Genomic DNA, 19,090 nt, shown 5'->3' with positions numbered 1-19,090 from the left:
CCCGGCGGCGCACCGCGGCGAATGGTGATGCGCGGCAGCGTGACAGATGCGTGTGGCGAGAGTAACCTCGCCGATTGCGTTTGTCGCGTTTGTCGTATCTGGCCAGAGTGCCGGCTGCCCAGGAGAGACACTGAATGAGTCAAGCGATTGAAATCAAGGTGCCGGATATCGGCGACTACGACGCCGTTCCCGTCATCGAAGTGCACGTGAAGCCGGGCGACACGATCAACGCGGAAGACGCGCTGGTGACGCTGGAATCCGACAAGGCCACCATGGATGTACCGTCGCCGCAGGCCGGCACGGTCAAGGAAGTCCGGATCAAGGTGGGTGACAGCGTTTCCGAAGGCTCCGTGCTGGTGATGCTCGAGCCCGCAGGCGCCGCTGCCGCCGCTCCGGCTCCCGCAGCCGCTGCTGCTCCGGCGGCTCCGGCCCCTGCCGCCGCGGCACCCGCGGCGGCCGCTCCCGCTGCCCCGGCTCCGGCCGCTGCCCCTGCTGGCGGTGGCACGGTCGAGGTCAAGGTGCCCGATATCGGCGACTACGACGCCGTGCCGGTCATCGAAATCCACGTCAAGGTGGGTGACCAGATCAACGCCGAAGACGCGTTGGTGACGCTGGAGTCCGACAAGGCCACCATGGATGTGCCGTCGCCGCAGGCCGGCACGGTCAAGGAAATCAAGGTCAAGGTCGGTGATAACGTCGCCCAAGGCACGCTGATCCTGATCCTGGAAGCTGCTGGCGGCGCTGCCGCAGCAGCTCCGGCCCCGGCAGCCGCCCCGGCGCCTGCCGCAGCGGCTCCCGCGCCCGCACCGGCGGCCGCGGCGCCGGCACCTGTTGCCGCGCCGGCCGTCGCGCCTGCGGTGCAAGGTACGACCGGCAAGGCCGCTCACGCCAGCCCGTCCGTGCGCAAGTTCGCGCGCGAGCTGGGTGTCGACGTGTCGCGTGTGCCGGGCACAGCTCCCAAGGGCCGCATCACGCAGGAAGACGTGCAGAACTACGTCAAGAGCGTCATGAGCGGCCAGACTGCCGCGCCGTCCGCACCGGCTGCCGCCGCTGGCACCGGCGTGGGCCTGGACCTGCTGCCGTGGCCGAAGGTGGACTTCACGCGCTTTGGCGAAGTGGAGTCGAAGCCGCTGTCGCGCATCAAGAAGATCTCTGGCGCCAACCTGCATCGCAACTGGGTCATGATCCCTCACGTCACGAACTGTGACGAAGCGGACATCACCGAGCTTGAGGCATTCCGCGTGCAGCTCAACAAGGAAAACGAGAAGGCTGGCATCAAGGTGACGATGCTTGCGTTCATGATCAAGGCTACCGTTGCGGCGCTCAAGAAGTTTCCGAACTTCAACGCCTCGCTGGACGGCGACAACCTGGTGCTGAAGAAGTACTTCAACATCGGTTTCGCGGCCGACACCCCGAACGGTCTGGTCGTACCGGTGATCAAGGACGCCGACAAGAAGGGCGTGCTCGAGATCAGCCAGGAAATGAGCGATCTGGCCAAGCTGGCGCGCGACGGCAAGCTGAAGCCTGACCAGATGCAAGGCGGCTGCTTCTCGATCTCGTCGCTCGGCGGCCTCGGTGGCACGTACTTCACGCCGATCATCAATGCGCCGGAAGTGGCCATCATGGGCGTGTGCAAGTCGTATATGAAGCCGGTGTGGGACGGCAAGCAATTCGCCCCGCGCCTGACGCTGCCGCTGTCGCTGTCGTGGGATCACCGCGTGATCGACGGCGCCGAGGCCGCGCGCTTCAACACGTACTTCGCAGCGCTGCTGGCGGATTTCCGCCGGATTCTGCTGTAAGCATCGGCAACGCCCGCCAGCGAACCTGGCGGGCGCGTCTGCATTGCATTCAAGGGGCGAGCCATGACTACCTGCGTTGTCGTCAGGAAAGGTGACGAGGTGGCGATCGGTGCCGATGCGCTGGTGACATTCGGCGATACGCGGCTGTCGCGCGCTTATGAGCGGAACCAGAAGGTGATTCCCGTTGGCGACAGTTTCGTCGGGCTGGCAGGCACCACCGCGCATTTCCCGGTCATGCGAAGCCTGCTGACGGGCATGGGCGAGGAATGCCGGCTGCATACCCGCGACGATGTGTTCCGAACCTTCCTCAAGGTGCATGAAAAGCTCAAGAACGAGTATTTCATCAACACCAAGGAAGACGAGGACGACCCCTACGAGTCATCGCAGATCGTTTGCCTGATCGCCAATTCGGGCGGCATTTTCGGCGTCTATTCGTACCGCGAGGTGTTTTCGTTCGATCGTTTCTGGGGCATTGGCTCGGGCCGCAACTACGCGCTCGGCGCCATGCACGCGGTGTATGACCGCTCGGACCTGGATGCTGGAGCGATTGCGCGAATCGGCGTGGAAGCGGGTATCGAGTTCGACAAGAGTTCGGCGGCACCGATCGACGTGCATACGGTACGGCTGCAAGTGGCAACCAACAAAGACGGCGCGGCCTGATCCCAAGGCGGACAGCGTGCGCATCCCAGGAGGAAGAACATGAGTGTGATCGAAGTCAAGGTGCCGGATATCGGCGATTTCGACGCGGTGGAAGTGATCGAGGTGCTGGTCAAGGCCGGCGACACGGTCGAGGAAGAACAGTCGCTGATCGTGCTGGAGTCCGACAAGGCCAGCATGGAAGTGCCGTCGTCGGCCGCCGGCAAGGTCGTGGACGTCAAGGTCAAGGTGGGCGACAAGGTCGCCAAGGGCACGCTGATCTGCACCGTCGAAGGTGGCGCGGCGGCGGCTCCTGCCCCGGCTCCGGCGGCAGCGCCCAAGCCCGCGGCTGCGCCTGCTCCGGCGCCGGCAGCGGCTCCGGCGGCCGCCACGCATGCCGGTGGCGCCGACATCCAGTGCGAAATGCTGGTGCTGGGCGCAGGCCCCGGCGGTTACTCGGCGGCTTTCCGGTCGGCGGACCTCGGCATGAACACCGTTCTGGTCGAGCGCTATGGCACCCTCGGCGGCGTTTGCCTGAACGTGGGCTGCATCCCGTCGAAGGCGCTGCTGCACAACGCGGCGGTGATCGACGAGGCCAAGGCGCTGGCCGCGCACGGCATCCTGTTCGGCGAAGCCAAGATCGATCTGGATGGCCTGCGGCACTACAAGGAAAGCGTGGTCGGCAAGCTGACCGGCGGTCTGTCGGGAATGGCGAAGGCCCGCAAGGTGCAGGTGGTGCGCGGCATCGGCACGTTCCTGGATCCGCATCATCTGGAAGTGCAGGAAACGGAAGGCGACAGCAAGGCCACCAATGGCAAGAAGACCGTGATCCGCTTCGAAAAGGCGATCATCGCGGCCGGCAGCCAGGCCGTGAAGCTGCCGTTCGTCCCTGAGGATCCGCGCATTTTCGATTCGACGGGCGCGCTGGAACTGCGCGACATCCCGAACAAGATGCTCGTGATTGGCGGCGGCATCATCGGCCTGGAAATGGCCACCGTCTACAGCACGCTCGGCGCGCGACTCGATGTCGTGGAAATGCTCGACGGCCTGATGCAGGGCGCTGACCGCGATCTGGTCAAGGTCTGGGACAAGGTAAACAAGCATCGCTTCGATAACGTGATGCTGAAGACCAAGACTGTCGGCGTGGAAGCGAAGCCGGACGGTATCTACGTGAAGTTCGAGGGCGAGTCCGCGCCGGCCGAGCCGCAGCGCTACGACGCCGTGCTGGTGTCGGTAGGCCGTTCCCCGAACGGCAAGAAGATCGGTGCCGAGAAGGCCGGTGTGGCTGTGACCGACCGTGGCTTCATCGATGTCGACAAGCAGATGCGCACCAACGTGCCGCACATCTACGCGATCGGCGATATCGTTGGCCAGCCGATGCTCGCACACAAGGCGGTGCATGAGGCACACGTGGCCGCCGAGGCCGCGCATGGCGAGAAGGCCTACTTCGACGCGAAGCAGATCCCGTCAGTGGCGTTCACCGATCCGGAAGTGGCATGGGCCGGCAAGACCGAAGACCAGTGCAAGGCCGAAGGCATCAAGTACAGCAAGGGCGTGTTCCCATGGGCCGCTTCGGGCCGTGCGATTGCCAATGGCCGTGACGAGGGCTTCACCAAGCTGATTTTCGACGAGGAAACCCATCGCATCATCGGTGGCGGTATCGTCGGCACCCACGCGGGCGACCTGATCAGCGAAGTTTGCCTGGCCATCGAGATGGGCGCGGATGCCGTGGATATTGGCAAGACGATTCACCCGCACCCGACCTTGGGCGAGTCGATCGGCATGGCCGCGGAAATCTACGAAGGTGTGTGCACGGACGTGCCGCCGCCGCGCAAGCGCTGATTGCTGGCGCCGTAGTGAGAGAACCCGCCGATTCGGCGGGTTTTTTTTATTTGTCTCGATTCTCCTGCAAGCAGCGGGGAGGGCGCGACGAAAAAAAGCCCGGCCCCTGGTAGTCAGGGGCCGGGCTTGAACGATACCTTTTGGAATCGGGTACCGAGGAGACACCGGTACGAGGCGATCGGGATCGCCTCCATTGGCAAAACGCCCCGCGTGGGCGGGGCGTTTTGCCAACGGACCGGCCAGAGCCGGTGCGTTGGTATTACAGATACAGATGCTTAGGCAGCAGTGGCCGACTTCTTGGTGGCCGTGCGGGCCGTGGCGCTGGCTTGCTGGGCAGCCTTGGTCGCGGCGGTGGCAGCGGCCTGGAAGTTGCTCTCAGCCATTTCAACGGCTTGCTTGGTAGCCTTCTGCACCGACTCGTAGGCGTTGTTGGCCGCCGAGATCGCCGACTTCACGATCGCCACGGTCGACTCCGAACCCGCCGGAGCGTTCTTGGCCAGGTTGTCGACCAGGGCTTGCACGTTCTTCGTGCCTTCAGCCAGCTGGGCTTCGGCAACCTTGGTGAACTCGCTTTGGGTTTCCGAAGCGATTTCGTACAGGTGACGCGTGTAGGCCAGGGTCTTCTCGGCAACCGGCTGCACCAGCGATGCCTGGATGGCCAGCAGTTCCTGGGCGTCCTTGGCGGTCAGCGCCTTCTTGGCGTTGTCGGCGTTCTCAGCCAGGGTGGCCTTGACCACTTGCAGGTTCAGCTCAACGAGCTTCTCCACGCCTTCGAAAGCCTTCGAGGTCAGGCCGAACAGGGTTTCGAGGTTGGCTTTATGTGCGGCTGCAACTTGTTCCGGGGTCAGGATCATTGCGGGTCTCCAGTGGTGAGCTTCAAGGTCAAGCAAAAGTGAAATTAAGCCGCCCAGATGTCAAAGCCATGACTTCAGTGTCCTGGCCAGCCCGAGCGTGTGTCTCGTATTTCGGCGCTGCCCGAAGGCTTTGATGCGCCGCAACAATTGCAATTCTAAGAGAACAACGATGAGTGTCAAGCGGTTTTTGTGCGTTGCACAAAAAATCGCCCGAACCACCCCGTCGAAAGCGCATAGAAGTCGACGTATGCCGCGTAAATTAAGGGTTTTTCCTGAGTCCACCGCTTGATGCGGCGCGGGAGATCCTGGCGTTTTCTGGCGGTTTCGGCGATTGGTGTGCCGCAGCGGGAGGGGAGTGCTACCATCGCTGACTGCCCGGTCGGATAATGATGTCATTCAGGCACTTTCCGGGCTGCTCATCCTGCCCCTCCCGATGCTTGCCTTTTACGCCGATCATTTCGTCCTGCCGTTGCCGCCGGGTCACCGTTTTCCGATGCGCAAATACAGCATGCTGCGTGATGCGGTGGTGCGTGAGGTGGGTGGGGTGGAATTGCGCGAGGCGCCGCGTGCCGACGATGAAACACTCGCATTGGCCCACACCGCTGCCTATATCGAGGAGGTCTCCACCGGCCAACTCGATGCGGCGCGTCAGCGCGAGATCGGCTTTCCCTGGTCGCATGAAATGGTGGAGCGTTCCCGACGCTCGGCCGGCGCGACGATTGCCGCTTGCAGGGTCGCGCTGGAGCAGGGTATCGCGGCGAATCTGGCTGGCGGCACTCACCACGCGTACGCGGACAAGGGGGCAGGGTTTTGCGTATTCAATGACGCGGCGATTGCGGCGCGTCGCCTGCAGCGCGACGGCAGCGTGCGGCGTGTGGCAGTCATCGATCTCGACGTCCACCAGGGCAACGGTACCGCATCGATCCTGCGTGATGATCCGACGATATTCACGCTGTCGCTGCACGGCGAGAAGAACTACCCATTCCGCAAGGAAGCGAGCGATCTCGACGTCGGGTTGCCGGACGGGTGCGATGACGGTACCTATGCCGTCGCGCTGGCGTCCGCGCTCGATACCCTGTTCGCACGATTCGATCCCGATCTGCTGATCTACCTGGCCGGCGCCGACCCTCATGAGGGTGATCGCCTGGGGCGATTGAAGCTCACGATGGCCGGTCTTGCGCGGCGAGACACGATGGTGTTCGAAGCTGCGCGATCACGTGGGTTGCCGGTCGCCGTCGCTATGGCAGGTGGCTATGGCAACCAGATCGAGGACACGGTCGCCGTGCATACGCAGACCATCATGCTTGCGGCGCGGTATCACGCGCAACTTGCCGTCGAATGCGCGAACGTGTCATGAATTGATTGCAATCCATTGGAACCTTGTGGCGGCCAGTGCGCTCATATCGAGCTGTCGTGCATCTGGCCGGTGCCATTTGTCCGAGCCATTCCTGACTCCAATAACAATGAAGCCCGAACCCGATTGCCGCAGTGCCTACGCACACTTCCAGCCGATCACGACGCGTTGGATGGATAACGATGTCTATGGTCACGTCAACAACGTTGTCTACTACAGTTATTTTGATACGGTCGTTAACACGTACCTGATCCGGGCTGGCGTGCTGGACATCGAGGCGGGCGAGACGATCGGTCTGGTGATCGAGACGCAGTGCAACTACTTCTCGTCACTGAGTTTTCCCGACACAGTGGTGGCGGGGCTGCGCGTGGCGAAGCTCGGCAATTCGAGCGTGCGCTACGAGGTTGGGCTGTTTTGCAATGATGATGACGTCGCCGCCGCCCAAGGGCATTTCGTGCACGTGTATGTCGATCGCGAAACGCGCCGGCCGGTGCCGCTGCCGCAGCCTTTGCGCCAGGCGCTCGAGGCGCTGGTGATTGGCCAGCAGGCACAGTGACCGCATTAACAAGAACAAGGAGACCGCAGAGCATGTCGACCCCTGGTGACGCAGCGATCGTTGATCGCGCCATCACAACGCGCCGTTCGATTCGCGCATTCCTCGATACGCCGGTACCACGCGAGACCGTCGAAGAGATTCTTGCGGTGGCAAGCCGCGCACCCTCCGGTACCAACACCCAGCCGTGGAAGGTGTATGTGCTGGCCGGCGATGCCAAGGCCCGCCTGTGCGCGGATGTGCTGGCCGCGTACGAGGATCCCGAGCGCGATGCCAAGTACCGTGAGGAGTATCCGTACTACCCGCGCGAGTGGACTAATCCGTATCTGGCGCGCCGCCGCAAGGTTGGCTGGGATCTGTACAGCCTGTTGCAGATCAGCCGCGAAGACAAGGCGCGCATGCACGAACAACATGCCCGCAATTTCCGTTTCTTTGATGCACCTGTAGGCATGATCTTCACCATCGATCGCATCATGGAACAAGGAAGCTGGCTGGATTACGGCATGTTCCTGCAAAGCATCATGGTGGCGGCGCGCGCGCGTGGCCTGGATACGTGCCCGCAGGCCGCTTTTACGCAGTTTCACAGGATCATTGGGCAGCACTTACGTCTGCCAGAGGAAGAGATGGTGGTGTGTGGCATGTCGCTTGGATATGCCGACCCCGAGGCTACGGCCAATCAATTGACGACGGAACGTGAACCGGTCAGCGGGTTCGCGCGTTTTCTTTCCTGAGTCGCTATCGGTGTCCTCAGGAATCGACGAGATCGACCGATATGGACGCCGAGGGCACTTTGATTTTGTAAAGGGTGGCTGGCTGTGCCGGGGTGTCGACATGGTTTGTCGACGTGGTGCCGGTTACACAGCAGCCGACCCAGTTGTTGTTTTTGGAGTTGCGGAAATATGACGAAGTAGGCGCTTTTCCCGTGATGTGGAAATGTTTGCCAACCAAACTTTAACGAGCGCTTCTAAGTCATTAATCTTGCTAACAATTTCTTAATTTCCTAAACTAGCGCCATTCCGCAGCCGCGCTGATCAGATCATGTTCCGGATCGAATCTCTCATGCCCCGATTCTTCGGCCTACCCCAATTGACCGCGCTCGCCACTTCGGCGGTCGTGTCCATTGCCCTGCTGGCCGCGCCGGCCTCGTACGCAGCGACGTCGTCGACTGCGACGAAGTCGTCGTCGAAAAAGCAGGCAAAATCCACTAAAACCACCAAAAAGGTGGCTTCCGCGAAAGCGGAGGCGTCGCCACGCAAGGTGATCGCCCTGCGCAACGGCAAACGTACCGTCGTCGCAAGCCGCGCGGCGCCGGTGCGTGCGGCGTTCGTGCCATCCAAGCCGTCGCTGGGTGAGGCGATGGGCCTGCGTGATACCGAGGATGCGCTTGCCCTGCGTTCGTCAGTGGCGCTGGTCATGGATCAGAACACCAATGAGGTGCTGTTCCAGAAGAATCCCACGGCTGTGCTGCCGATCGCATCCATTACCAAGCTGATGACCGCGCTGGTGGTGATGGACGCACGTCTGCCGATGGACGAAATGCTCACGGTGACCGAGGAAGACCGCGATACCGAGAAGCACAGCAGCTCGCGTCTGCGCTTTGGTACCCAGCTGACCCGCCAGGAGATGCTGTTGCTGGCGCTGATGTCGTCGGAGAACCGTGCTGCTTCGGCACTGGGTCGTAACTATCCGGGTGGCCTGCCTGCCTTTGTTGGCGCGATGAACCGCAAGGCGCGCGAGCTTGGCATGAGTGACAGCCACTTTGTCGATTCGAATGGCCTGTCGAGCAGCAACGTGTCGAGCGCGATGGATTTGGCTCGCCTAGTCAATGCCGCCTATCGCAATCCGACGATCCGCGAGTACTCGACGCAACCCGAGCACGAAGTCACCGTGTTTGGCCGTCCGATGCACTACGTCAGCACCAACCGCCTGGTGCGTGGCGGCAACTGGGATATCGGTCTGCAGAAGACCGGTTATATCTCTGAAGCCGGCCAGTGCCTGGTGATGCAGACACGCGTGAATGATCGCAACGTGGTGATGGTGTTCCTCGACTCGGTTGGCAAGCTGTCGCGCTTTGCCGATGCCACGCGCGTGCGTAGCTGGCTTGAGCATCAACCGGCGACGTCGGCGCAACCGCGCCCTTTCCCGTCGAATCCCAATCTCACTCAGGGCCCTAAATCGCCCACGGCGATCCTGGTCTCGCAGCAGTCGCACGGTACCTGAGCGACGACATCTGAGCGTTTGGGCCGTCCAAGAAAAACGCGCCGCCGGGCGAAAACCCGGCGGCGCGTTTTTTGTTTGCCTCGGCAGTTGTCAGGCGATCAAGCTGTCGGCTCCGGGACATATCCCATGCCACGCGAGATCTGCAGCGCGGTGTCCTTGAGGTTCTGCAGCCAGCTATCCTGAAGCCGATCGGCCGGTGCAGAGAGTGACAGGCCGGCGACAAGGCGTCGCGAGTCGTCATAGATGCCTGCGGCGATACAGCGGACGCCGAGTTCCAGTTCCTCGTTATCGCGTGCGTAGCCATTCGAGCGCACCCAGGTCAGTTCGCGCTCGAGCTTGGAGATATCCGTGATCGACGTGCGCGTATGACCGGCCAGCCCAGTACGGGTGGCGTAGTTGCGTACGCGCGCGCCTTCGTCCGCGGCCAGAAACAGCTTGCCGACCGAGGTCAGGTGCAGTGGGGCGCGGCCGCCGATGGCACGCACCACCTGCATCCCCGAGCGCTCGCTGTAGGCGCGCTCGATGTAGACGATTTCGTCGCCCTGACGTACCGACAGGTTGACGGTCTGGCCGGTGACGCGGTGCAGGGCACGCATTGGCGCCAGTGCAGCGTCACGCACCGAAAGGCGTGCCTTGACCAGATTGCCCAGCTCGAGCAGCCGCATACCCAGTCGATAGCTGCCCGGATCGGAGCGGTCGACAAAGCGGCACGCCACCATGTCGTTCAGGATCCGGTGGGCCGTGGACGGGTGCAGGCCGGTGGCCAGCGAAAGCTCTTTCAGACTGACGGGGTCGGCGTGCTGGGCCAGCGCGTCCAGCAGCGTCATCATGCGCTCGATCACCTGGATCGAGGTCTTGCCGGGTGACTTGTCTGCTTCTGCCATGGAGAAAATTTGTGCCGTGCGGCAAATTAAGCGTTTGCCTGATTCTATCTCACATCGTGAAAATTTCAACTGATGAAACGTGATTACTGAAACCAACCTCCAATCGCTTGCGCGATGACCGAACATTTCGCATGAGCCGCATTGTGCGGCGGGATGAACAAGATTGCGGCGCCGGATGCCCGCAGCGGCGGGGGCAAGGGGCATAATTGCGATGTTTCTGGGTCTGGAAAAAGGGAAGCGATGCGAATCGGACTGTTCGCCACCTGTCTGGTGGACCTCATGCGCCCCGAGATCGGGTTCTCGGTGCTGAAGCTGCTGGAATCGGCTGGCTACGAGGTCATGGTGCCCGAGGCGCAGACCTGCTGCGGACAGCCTGCCTACAACTCGGGTGAGCGCGCCGTATCACGCGACCTGGCGGAGAAATTCCTGCGCGAGTTCGAGATGTTCGACTACGTGGTGGTGCCGTCTGGCTCCTGCGGCGGCATGATTCGCCAGCACTACCAGGACCTGCTGCGCGACGATCCGGAACTGCACGGCCGCTACGAGCGCCTGCGGGAGCGCGTCTTCGAACTGACCGATTTTCTCGTCAACGTGGCAAAGATCGATCGGTTCGATTCCACCTTTGCCGGCAATGTCACCTATCACGATTCCTGTTCCGGCCTGCGTGAGCTGGGCGTCAAGCAGCAGCCACGCGAACTGCTGGGCAAGCTGCCGGGTGTGACGCTGACCGAAATGAAGGACTGCGAGGCGTGCTGCGGATTCGGCGGCACGTTCTCGGTGAAGTACGGCAATATTTCCACGGCGATCGTCGACGAGAAGTGCGCCAACATTCAGTCCAGCGGGGCCGATGCCGTGGTGCTCGGTGACCTCGGCTGTATCCTCAACATCGAAGGCCGGCTGCGCCGCACGGGCGATACGCGCACACGCGTGCTCCATATCGCCCAGGTGCTGGCTGGCGACGCCTGAAGACCCGCAACGAGCCCCCACGATGCAAGTCCACAGCATGGAATTCAAGGCGCGCGCAGGGCAGAAGCTTGCCGACCAGCGCCTGCAGCAGAACCTCAAGAAGCTCTCGACCAAGTTCGTCACCGCGCGCGCCGATGCGATCCGCGACATCGATTTCGATGCCACGCGCGCCGCGTTGAAGGAGCGGCGCAACCGGGCGCTCGAGAATCTCGACGTCTGGCTGGCCAAGTTCGAGGAGAGCGCGACAAAGCGTGGCGCCACGGTGTTGTTTGCCGAATCGACCGCCGATGCCGCGAGGCTAGTGGGCGAAATCGCGCAAAAGCATGGTGTGAAGAAGGTCATCAAGAGCAAGTCGATGGTGACCGAGGAGATGCGCCTGAACCAGGTGCTTGGCGAGATGGGCGTGCAGAGCATCGAGACCGACCTCGGCGAGTACATCCTGCAGATCAACGATGCCGAGCCGCCGTCGCACATCATTGCGCCGGTGATCCACAAGGACAAGGACCAGATTGCCGACCTGTTCGCCAAGGTCCATAACAAGCCTCGTCTGACCGATATCCCCGAGATGACGCGCGAAGCGCGCGAGGTGCTGCGGCCAGAGTTCCTGTCCGCCGACATGGGCGTCACGGGCGGGAATTTCATCATCGCCGAGACCGGCTCGGTGGCCGTGGTCACCAACGAAGGCAATGAGGGCATGTGTACGATCATGCCGCGCGTGCACGTGGCCGTAACCGGTATCGAGAAAGTCCTGCCGACGCTGGAGGATCTGGCCACCGTGATGCGGCTGTTGCCGCGTTCGGCAACGGGGCAGGCGATCTCGAACTATTTTTCGCTGCTGACTGGGCCGCGTGCCGAGGGCGAGCGGGACGGTCCGGAGCACATGTACTTCGTGCTCGTCGATGGTGGGCGCAGCGGCCTGATCGGCGGAGAGTTCCAGGAGATGCTGCGCTGCATTCGCTGCGGCGCCTGCATGAACCATTGCCCCGTGTACCAGAAGATCGGCGGGCACGCCTATGGCTGGGTCTATCCGGGTCCGATGGGCAGCGTGCTGACGCCGAGTTACGTCGGGCTGGCGAATGCACTGGACCTGCCGCAGGCAGCCACGCTGTGCGGCGAATGCAACCGCGTCTGTCCGGCGTCGATCCCGCTGTCCGATCTGCTGCGCAAGCTGCGCGAGAAACAGATGGAACGACGCCTGCGTCCGTGGCAGGAGCGGGCGGCGCTGCAGGCCTGGGGTTTTATTGCACGACGCCCGGATCTGTACGCGTTTGTCACGCGCATGGGCGCGCGACTGCTCGCACGCATGGGCGGCCGTGGAAAGCTGATCGCAAGCCTGCCGATGGCGGGTAAGGGATGGACGGACACGCGTGACATGCCGGCCCCGAGCGGCCGGACGTTCCGCGAACTTTACAAGGAAAGGAGGGCGCGTTCATGAGCGCCAATCAGGAGACGCTGGCCGCAATGCGGACTGCGCTGGATGCACACGTCGCCGGCAGCCTGCCGGTGGGGGATCTGATCGAACAGTGGCGTGCCTCGGCATCGTCGCTGACGTTGCCGCCGGTATTCGGTCAGGCGATGGAAGAGTTGCTGCGCAGGATGGAAATGTCGGCCGTGTTCGCGCAGGATAGCTGCTCGTTCTCGAGCACTGCGGTGACCGACCAGCTCAAGAAGTGGCTGGATAAGGCGGGAACGATATAAGGTACTGCCACAGGTAAGCTCCCCTCCCGCAATGCGGGTGAGGGGAGCTTGCCTATTTACCCCAGCAGCAGCGCGTCGTCATCGAGCTGCTCATGCCGTGTCTGCTCGAACATCTTGAGCAGATCGGGCACGTCCAGCCCCTTGCGCTGGTCGCCGGACACATCCAGAACGACCTGGCCCTGGTGCAGCATCACCGTGCGCTGGCCATAGTCGAGTGCCTGGCGCATCGAGTGCGTGACCATCATCGTCGTGAGCTTGCTTTCCTCGACGATCCGGGCCGTCAGTTCGAGCACGAATGCCGCCGTCTTCGGGTCCAGCGCCGCGGTGTGTTCGTCGAGCAGCAGGATGCGCGACGGCTGCAGCGAAGCCATCAGCAGGCTTACTGCCTGGCGTTGGCCGCCGGACAGCAGGCCAATCCGGTCCGTCAGCCGGTTCTCGAGGCCCAGGTTCAGCAGGCGCAGCTTGTCGCGAAACAGCTCGCGCGACGACTTGTTCAGCGCCGGGCGGAAGCCGCGACGCGAACCACGTGCCATCGCCAATGCCATGTTTTCCTCGATCGTCAGCGCCTCGCAGGTGCCGGCCATCGGATCCTGGAACACGCGGGCCACCAGATGGGCACGATCCCATGCCGGTTTGCGCGTGACGTCGACGTCATCGATCATGATGCGGCCGGTGTCGACCATCAGGTCGCCGCTGACCGCGTTGAGGAAGGTCGATTTGCCGGCGCCATTCGAGCCGATCACGGCAACGAACTGGCCAGCCGGAATCTCCAGGCTCAGGCCGCGCAGGGCGCGGTTCTCGATCGGAGTACCCGGGTTGAAGGTGAGCTTCAGGTTTTCGGCGCGCAGCATGTCAGGCACCTCCGTTCTTGCGGGCGAACAGCTTCTTGCGCGTGGCCGGCAGCACCAGCGCCAGCGTCACGAGGGCAGCCGTCACCAGGTTCAGATCCTGTGCCTTGAGGCCGATGAACTCGCTGTTCAACGCCAGCGCGATGAAGAAGCGATAGAGGATTGCGCCAACCACCACAGCCAGCGTGACGTACACCAGACGTCGTGCCGGAATGATCGTTTCGCCGATGATCACGGCGGCCAGGCCAATCACGATCGTGCCGATACCCATCGAAATGTCGGAGCCGCCTTGCGTCTGCGCGAACAACGCGCCCGCCAGTGCGACGAGCGCATTGGAGAGCGCCATGCCGGCCAGCGTCGCGCGGCCGGTGGGCACGCCCTGGGCGCGGGCCATGCGCGGGTTGGCGCCGGTGGCGCGCATCGCCAGGCCAAGTTGCGACGAGAAGAACCAGTCCAGGCCAACCTTGGCGATCACGACCACCACGAACAGCACTACCGGGCGCAGCACGTAGTCGGGCATCCATTCCGGCTGCAGGATCGTGAAGATGGTCGGTTCGGTGATCAGGGGCACGTTCGGGCGGCCCATGACGCGCAGGTTGATCGAGTACAGCGCGATCATCATCAGGATACTGGCCAGCAGATCCATGATCTTGAGTCGCACGTTGAGCCAGCCCGTGATGAAACCGGCCAGCGAGCCGGCGATGATGGCGGCCACCGTGGCGGTGAACGGGTCGTGCCCGGCCGAGATCAGCGTGGCAGCCACGGCGCCGCCCAATGGGAAGCTGCCGTCGACGGTCAGGTCGGGGAAATTGAGGATGCGGAAGGAAATCAGCACCCCGAGCGCTACGAGACTGAAGATCAGGCCGATCTCGAGGGCGCCCAGAAGGGAAAAGAGGGACATTGGGGGAAATCCTGTTGCTAGCCCGACCGGTTTGGCCCGGGTAGGGCCCTGGGGGCGCTCAAGGCCGCGCTCGTAGGGTAGGCGGCGCGGCCTCTTTGGGTCTTACTTGATGACGGTCTTGGCTTCCTTGATCAGGTCCGGCGACAGGGTGACGCCTTGCTTCTCGGCGGCGCCCGTGTTCACGAACAGCTCAAGGTTGTCGGAGGTTTGCGAAGCAATCGCGCCCGGCTTTTCACCCTTCAGGATGCGCAGCACGACCTTGCCGGTCTGATGGCCCAGGTCACCGTAGTTGATACCCAGGGCGGCGATGGCGCCACGCTTCACGCTGTCGGTGTCCGAAGCCACCAGCGGGATCTTCGATTCGTTGGCCACCTTGACCAGCGATTCATACGCGGACACGACGTTGTTGTCGGTGTTCGTGTAGATCACGTCCACCTTGCCGATCAGGCTCTTGGCGGCCGGGCCGATGTCCACGGTACGCGGCGCGGCGGCTTCCTTCAGGGTCAGGCCTTCCTTGGCCAGCAGTGCCTTCAGTTCCTTGACCACCACCACCGAGTTGGCTTCACCCGGGTTGTAGACCATGCCCACGTTCTTGGCCTTGGGCACCACGCGCTTGATCAGGGCGACCTGCTTGTCCAGCGGCAGCTTGTCCGACACGCCGGTTACATTGGTGCCCGATGCGCCCCAGCTCTTGACCAGCTGAGCAGCCACCGGATCGGTCACGCCCGAATACACCACGGGGACGGACTTGGTGGCAGCCACCACGGCCTGCGCCGACGGCGTGGCAATGGCCACGATCACGTTCGGCTGGTCACCCACGAACTTGCGGGCGATCTGGGCGGCCGTGCCGGTGTTGCCCTGGGCGCTTTGGTATTCCCACTTCAGGTTCTTGTCGGCGTCGTAGCCGTTGGCCTTCAGTTCGTCGCGCACGCCGTCACGAATGGCGTCGAGTGCCGGGTGATCCACGATCGACAGGACCTTCACAGTCTGGGCCTGCACGGCGCCGCCGTAGAGCAGAGCCAGCGCGACTGCGCTGCCGAGGATGGTTTTGGTGGATGCCTTGAGACGCAGCATGTATTTGTTCTCCCCCGAGGGTTCGGTGCTTTAGATCAGCCGCAAAAACGTGACCGCCGTCCTGACAGTAAGCCTGCTGGCACTGGAAACATGTCAGGCAGGGTGACCCGGTCGGTCCGCGTGCGGGCGCGCTGCGCCCGGCGGCAGGTGCGGGCGCGCGCGCGGTCGCAACGGATACGACGGCGCGAAGGCTCGCAGCATACCATTTTCACCGCCTGGATGGCTCGCTTTTAATGCCGCACCGCGCCATATCCTGCTGAAAAACACCTCTACCGGGGAGGTGCACCGCAAATTATTGCGCCGGATTGTGGATTTCGGCGTGAATGCGCTCAACGGCCGACAGCACCTCGGCTGAAAGTGCGGTGTCCAGGGCGTCTACGTTTTCTTTAAGTTGCGCAAGGCTCGTGGCGCCGATGATCGTGCTGGCGATAAACCAGCGCGAATAGCACCATGACAGTGCCAATGTGGCGCCCGACATCCCGTGCGCGCGGGCGAGTTCCTGGTAGCGCGCCGCGGCCGCCATCGTCTCGGCTCGCATGTAGCGCGGGCTCCAGTCAGGGGAGAAGCGCGTCAGCCGGCCAACGGCGTCGGGGTTGAATACGGGGTGGTTTGCATCACCGGTCAGGTACTTGCCGGTCAACTGGCCGAACCCGAGCGGGCTGTACGCCAGCAGGCTGACCTCGGTGCGGAAGCAGGTCTCGTCCAGCCCCTGCTCGAAGCTGCGGTTGACGAGGTTGTACGGGTTCTGGATCGTGGCGATGCGGGGCAGGCCATGCCGCTCGGCCACATTGACGAACTCCGTCACGCCCCACGGCGTTTCGTTTGACACGCCGACGTAGCGGATCTTGCCGGCCCGCACCAGGTCGCCCATCGCTTCGAGTTGTGCCTCAATTGTTGCGCACTGCCGCTCAGCTTCGGGGTTGAAGCGCTTCTGGCCGAAAATCGGTGCGTTACGCGCCGGCCAATGAATCTGGTAGAGGTCGATGTAGTCGGTCTGCAGCCGCTTGAGGGAGTCTTCGACCGCAGCGCGGATACTGTCTGGCGTCAGATCGCCGCCATTGCGTATCCACGGGTTGCGCGCCGGGCCGGCCACCTTGCTGGCGAGCACGACGCGATCACGCGGCTGCTTCTTCAGCCAGGTGCCGATGATGCGCTCGGTGCTGCCGTACGTCTCGGCGCGCGGCTTGACCGGGTACATCTCGGCGGTGTCGATGAAATTGATGCCCCGCGAGAATGCGTAGTCGAGCTGGCTATGGCCTTCGGCCTCGGTGTTCTGCTCGCCGAAGGTCATCGTGCCCAGGCAGATGCGCGAGACTTCGAGGTCGCTGCGGCCGAGTCGGATCTTTTTCATGGTGTTTCCCTGGATCGTGTCGGCCGACAGAATGCCTGAAATCCGCTATCGGCGCAGGGCGCTGGCGCACTCGCGTACCAGCGTCGGCCCGCGATAAATCAGGCCGCTGTAGAGCTGCACGAGCTGCGCGCCGGCATCGATCTTGGCGCGCGCATCGGCGCCGTTGAAGATGCCGCCTACACCGATGATCGGCAGCGCGTCGCCAATGACTTCGCGCAACGCGCGAACCACGCGCGTGGAGGCTTCGAACACCGGCCGGCCGGACAGACCGCCCGCTTCCTCTGCATGAGGCAGGCCCTTCACGGCGTCGCGCGAGATCGTCGTGTTTGTGGCGATCACGCCGTCGATCTTGTGGCGCACCAGCGCATCGCCGATGTTGCGAACCTGGTCATCGTCGAGATCGGGAGCGATCTTGAGCGCCACGGGCACGTAGCGCTTGTGCTGGTCGGCCAGGCGCTGCTGGGCGGCCTTGAGTGTGGACAGCAGGCTATCGAGTTCGCTGGCGCCCTGGAGCTGGCGCAGGTTCTTGGTGTTAGGCGATGAGATATTCACCGTGACATAGCTTGCGTGCGGATAGACGCGCTCAAGACAGTACAGGTAATCGTCTGCCGCGCGCTCGATCGGCGTATCGGCGTTCTTGCCAATATTGAGCCCCAGCACACCGCCTTCGGCCTTCCAGCGGGATGCCTGGACGTTCCGGATGAATGCATCGACGCCCCCGTTGTTGAAGCCCATGCGGTTGATCAGCGCGTCGGCCTGCGGCAGTCGGAACATGCGCGGGCGCGGGTTGCCCGGCTGCGCCCGAGGTGTGACCGTACCGACTTCGATGAAGCCGAAGCCGAATGCCGCCAGGCCATCGATATACGCGCCATCCTTGTCCAGGCCGGCCGCCAGGCCGACCGGATTCGGAAAGCGAACGCCCATGACCGTGCGCGGGTCGTCGGCGATGCTGTTGCCGATGCATCCGGCCAGCCCCATGCGCTTGGCGCGCATCAGGTTATTGAGCGTGAAATGGTGGGCGTCCTCCGCATCCATGGAAAACAGGGCGGGGCGCAGCAGGGGGTAAAGCGCGTTGAGCACGAGGGTGGGGCGCGGCCAGGGCCGGCGAGGAGTCTGAACCAAGGCGGCATTGTAGCGCCTCCTGCGTCCGTTCTTACTCCAGGGCTGGGCCGGGTGCAGGTTGCCCGGATGCCTCCGCCGGAGCCTCGAAGGTGTGCCACTGATTGCCGGTGAGTACCTGCAATGGCTGAAAGCGTGCCTTGTAGGCCATCTTGCGGCTGTCGGCAATCCAGTACCCGAGGTACAGGTGGGGCAGGCCAAGCTCACGGGTCTGGTTGATCTGCCACAGGATGTTGTAGGTCCCGTAGCTCGCGCCCACGATCAGGGGGTCGTAGAACGTGTAGACGGACGACAGGCCATCGTCGAGCACGTCGATCATGCTGACCATGCGCAGGCGTCCCGCTTCCGGGGATCCCGGTGGTTCACGAAACTCCACCAGACGGGAGTTCACACGGCTCTGCAGCAGGAACTGCTCGTACTGGTCGCGGCTGTCCTGGTCCATGCCGCCGCCGGCATGGCGCATCGACTGGTAAAGCAGATACAGCGAGTAATGCTCCTCGACGTAGGTGAGCGGCGCCACGAGGGCCTGAAGGCCCTGATGGTCTCGCCATGCGCGGCGCTGGCTGCGATCGGGTCTGAACTGCTCGACCAGCACCCGGCATGGCGTGCAGGCGCGGCATTCGTCGCAATAGGGGCGGTAGGTGAAGATGCCGCTGCGCCGGAAGCCAGCCCGTACCAGCCGTGAGTAGACGTCGGCATTGATCAGGTGCGCCGGCGTGGCCACCTGAGAGCGTGCCATGCGGCCTTCGAGGTAGCTGCAAGCGTAGGGCGCCGTCGCATAAAACTGCAGCGCGGAAAGCGGGAGTTCCTTCAGCTTGCTCATGGCGTCGGAGATGGACGGGGGCTTGTCTGGCAGTCTATCAGAGCGGGCCGGCGCACGTCTGCAAGGCAATGCCGTGGCGTGCTGCCGAGGTGAGGCACCATTTTGAGATTCCTCGCATGGTGCGACGGATGGCGGACGCCTAGCATGTGAGTCATCTGACACAGCGGA

General features: G+C 63.1%; 18 protein-coding genes. 10 read left to right on the top strand and 8 right to left on the bottom strand.

What is annotated here, in order from left to right:
• The first annotated feature begins 134 nt into the window (after positions 1 to 134).
• The 3 genes from aceF (at position 135) to lpdA (ending at position 4,277) form a co-directional block, all read left to right on the top strand.
• A complete protein-coding gene (gene aceF / locus B2246_RS06770; RefSeq protein ID WP_286880880.1) occupies positions 135 to 1,799 on the top strand; it encodes a dihydrolipoyllysine-residue acetyltransferase in 1,665 nt (554 codons plus the stop codon).
• A 63-nt stretch (positions 1,800 to 1,862) separates the two neighbouring features.
• The gene (locus B2246_RS06765) at positions 1,863 to 2,459 is read left to right on the top strand and encodes an MFS transporter (RefSeq protein ID WP_035881919.1); all 597 of its coding nucleotides are present in this window, start codon (positions 1,863 to 1,865) and stop codon (positions 2,457 to 2,459) included.
• A 39-nt stretch (positions 2,460 to 2,498) separates the two neighbouring features.
• Positions 2,499 to 4,277 carry a dihydrolipoyl dehydrogenase gene (gene lpdA / locus B2246_RS06760; RefSeq protein ID WP_011515978.1) on the top strand — a complete coding sequence of 593 codons (1,779 nt, stop codon included), beginning with the start codon at positions 2,499 to 2,501 and terminating at the stop codon, positions 4,275 to 4,277.
• Positions 4,278 to 4,552: 275 nt separating this feature from the next.
• Here lpdA and phaP1 read toward each other — a convergent pair whose 3' ends face one another.
• A complete protein-coding gene (gene phaP1 / locus B2246_RS06755; RefSeq protein ID WP_008648591.1) occupies positions 4,553 to 5,131 on the bottom strand; it encodes a TIGR01841 family phasin PhaP1 in 579 nt (192 codons plus the stop codon).
• A gap of 433 nt (positions 5,132 to 5,564) precedes the next feature.
• On the opposite strand from phaP1, the gene B2246_RS06750 reads away from it, so the two are divergent.
• From B2246_RS06750 to pbpG, 4 genes are all read left to right on the top strand, one after another.
• Positions 5,565 to 6,488 (top strand): histone deacetylase family protein, encoded by a 924-nt coding sequence (locus B2246_RS06750; protein WP_286880875.1) that lies wholly within the window; start codon positions 5,565 to 5,567, stop codon positions 6,486 to 6,488.
• 106 nt (positions 6,489 to 6,594) lie between these two features.
• Positions 6,595 to 7,041, top strand: coding sequence for an acyl-CoA thioesterase (locus B2246_RS06745; RefSeq protein WP_029310151.1), 447 nt, complete (start codon positions 6,595 to 6,597; stop codon positions 7,039 to 7,041).
• A gap of 32 nt (positions 7,042 to 7,073) precedes the next feature.
• Positions 7,074 to 7,769, top strand: a complete 696-nt coding sequence (locus tag B2246_RS06740) for a nitroreductase (protein WP_186425297.1) — start codon at positions 7,074 to 7,076, stop codon at positions 7,767 to 7,769.
• A gap of 307 nt (positions 7,770 to 8,076) precedes the next feature.
• The gene (gene pbpG / locus B2246_RS06735; RefSeq protein ID WP_411860065.1) at positions 8,077 to 9,258 is read left to right on the top strand and encodes a D-alanyl-D-alanine endopeptidase; all 1,182 of its coding nucleotides are present in this window, start codon (positions 8,077 to 8,079) and stop codon (positions 9,256 to 9,258) included.
• Between the two features lie 98 nt (positions 9,259 to 9,356).
• Here pbpG and B2246_RS06730 read toward each other — a convergent pair whose 3' ends face one another.
• Positions 9,357 to 10,142 (bottom strand): IclR family transcriptional regulator, encoded by a 786-nt coding sequence (locus B2246_RS06730; protein WP_008648598.1) that lies wholly within the window; start codon positions 10,140 to 10,142, stop codon positions 9,357 to 9,359.
• A 240-nt stretch (positions 10,143 to 10,382) separates the two neighbouring features.
• On the opposite strand from B2246_RS06730, the gene B2246_RS06725 reads away from it, so the two are divergent.
• Genes B2246_RS06725 through B2246_RS06715 form a run of 3 tightly spaced genes read left to right on the top strand, consistent with a single transcriptional unit; the run spans position 10,383 to position 12,806 of the window.
• Positions 10,383 to 11,108 (top strand): (Fe-S)-binding protein, encoded by a 726-nt coding sequence (locus B2246_RS06725; protein WP_008648600.1) that lies wholly within the window; start codon positions 10,383 to 10,385, stop codon positions 11,106 to 11,108.
• Positions 11,109 to 11,130: 22 nt separating this feature from the next.
• Positions 11,131 to 12,543: a LutB/LldF family L-lactate oxidation iron-sulfur protein gene (locus B2246_RS06720; protein ID WP_286880868.1), complete on the top strand. Its 1,413-nt coding sequence runs from the start codon at positions 11,131 to 11,133 to the stop codon at positions 12,541 to 12,543.
• A complete protein-coding gene (locus B2246_RS06715; protein ID WP_008648602.1) occupies positions 12,540 to 12,806 on the top strand; it encodes a hypothetical protein in 267 nt (88 codons plus the stop codon). The genes B2246_RS06720 and B2246_RS06715 overlap by 4 nt, the downstream gene beginning before the upstream one ends.
• Positions 12,807 to 12,862: 56 nt before the next feature.
• On the opposite strand, the gene B2246_RS06710 is transcribed toward B2246_RS06715, so the two are convergent.
• The 6 genes from B2246_RS06710 to B2246_RS06685 form a co-directional block, all read right to left on the bottom strand.
• A complete protein-coding gene (locus tag B2246_RS06710) occupies positions 12,863 to 13,657 on the bottom strand; it encodes an ABC transporter ATP-binding protein (protein ID WP_008648603.1) in 795 nt (264 codons plus the stop codon).
• Between the two features lies 1 nt (position 13,658).
• On the bottom strand, positions 13,659 to 14,555 hold the full coding sequence (locus B2246_RS06705) for an ABC transporter permease (RefSeq protein ID WP_035881940.1): 897 nt from the start codon (positions 14,553 to 14,555) through the stop codon (positions 13,659 to 13,661).
• A gap of 102 nt (positions 14,556 to 14,657) precedes the next feature.
• Positions 14,658 to 15,629 (bottom strand): ABC transporter substrate-binding protein, encoded by a 972-nt coding sequence (locus tag B2246_RS06700; RefSeq protein ID WP_008652195.1) that lies wholly within the window; start codon positions 15,627 to 15,629, stop codon positions 14,658 to 14,660.
• A gap of 292 nt (positions 15,630 to 15,921) precedes the next feature.
• Positions 15,922 to 16,980 (bottom strand): aldo/keto reductase, encoded by a 1,059-nt coding sequence (locus B2246_RS06695; RefSeq protein ID WP_008652193.1) that lies wholly within the window; start codon positions 16,978 to 16,980, stop codon positions 15,922 to 15,924.
• Between the two features lie 45 nt (positions 16,981 to 17,025).
• Positions 17,026 to 18,060 carry a quinone-dependent dihydroorotate dehydrogenase gene (locus B2246_RS06690; protein WP_008652191.1) on the bottom strand — a complete coding sequence of 345 codons (1,035 nt, stop codon included), beginning with the start codon at positions 18,058 to 18,060 and terminating at the stop codon, positions 17,026 to 17,028.
• Between the two features lie 73 nt (positions 18,061 to 18,133).
• On the bottom strand, positions 18,134 to 18,922 hold the full coding sequence (locus tag B2246_RS06685; RefSeq protein ID WP_186425299.1) for an arginyltransferase: 789 nt from the start codon (positions 18,920 to 18,922) through the stop codon (positions 18,134 to 18,136).
• Positions 18,923 to 19,090: the final 168 nt, after the last annotated feature.

The organism is Cupriavidus sp. UBA2010 (assembly GCF_002335265.1).
Classification (GTDB): Bacteria; Pseudomonadota; Gammaproteobacteria; order Burkholderiales; family Burkholderiaceae; genus Cupriavidus; species Cupriavidus metallidurans.
This window is presented reverse-complemented; position numbering and strand designations above follow the sequence as displayed.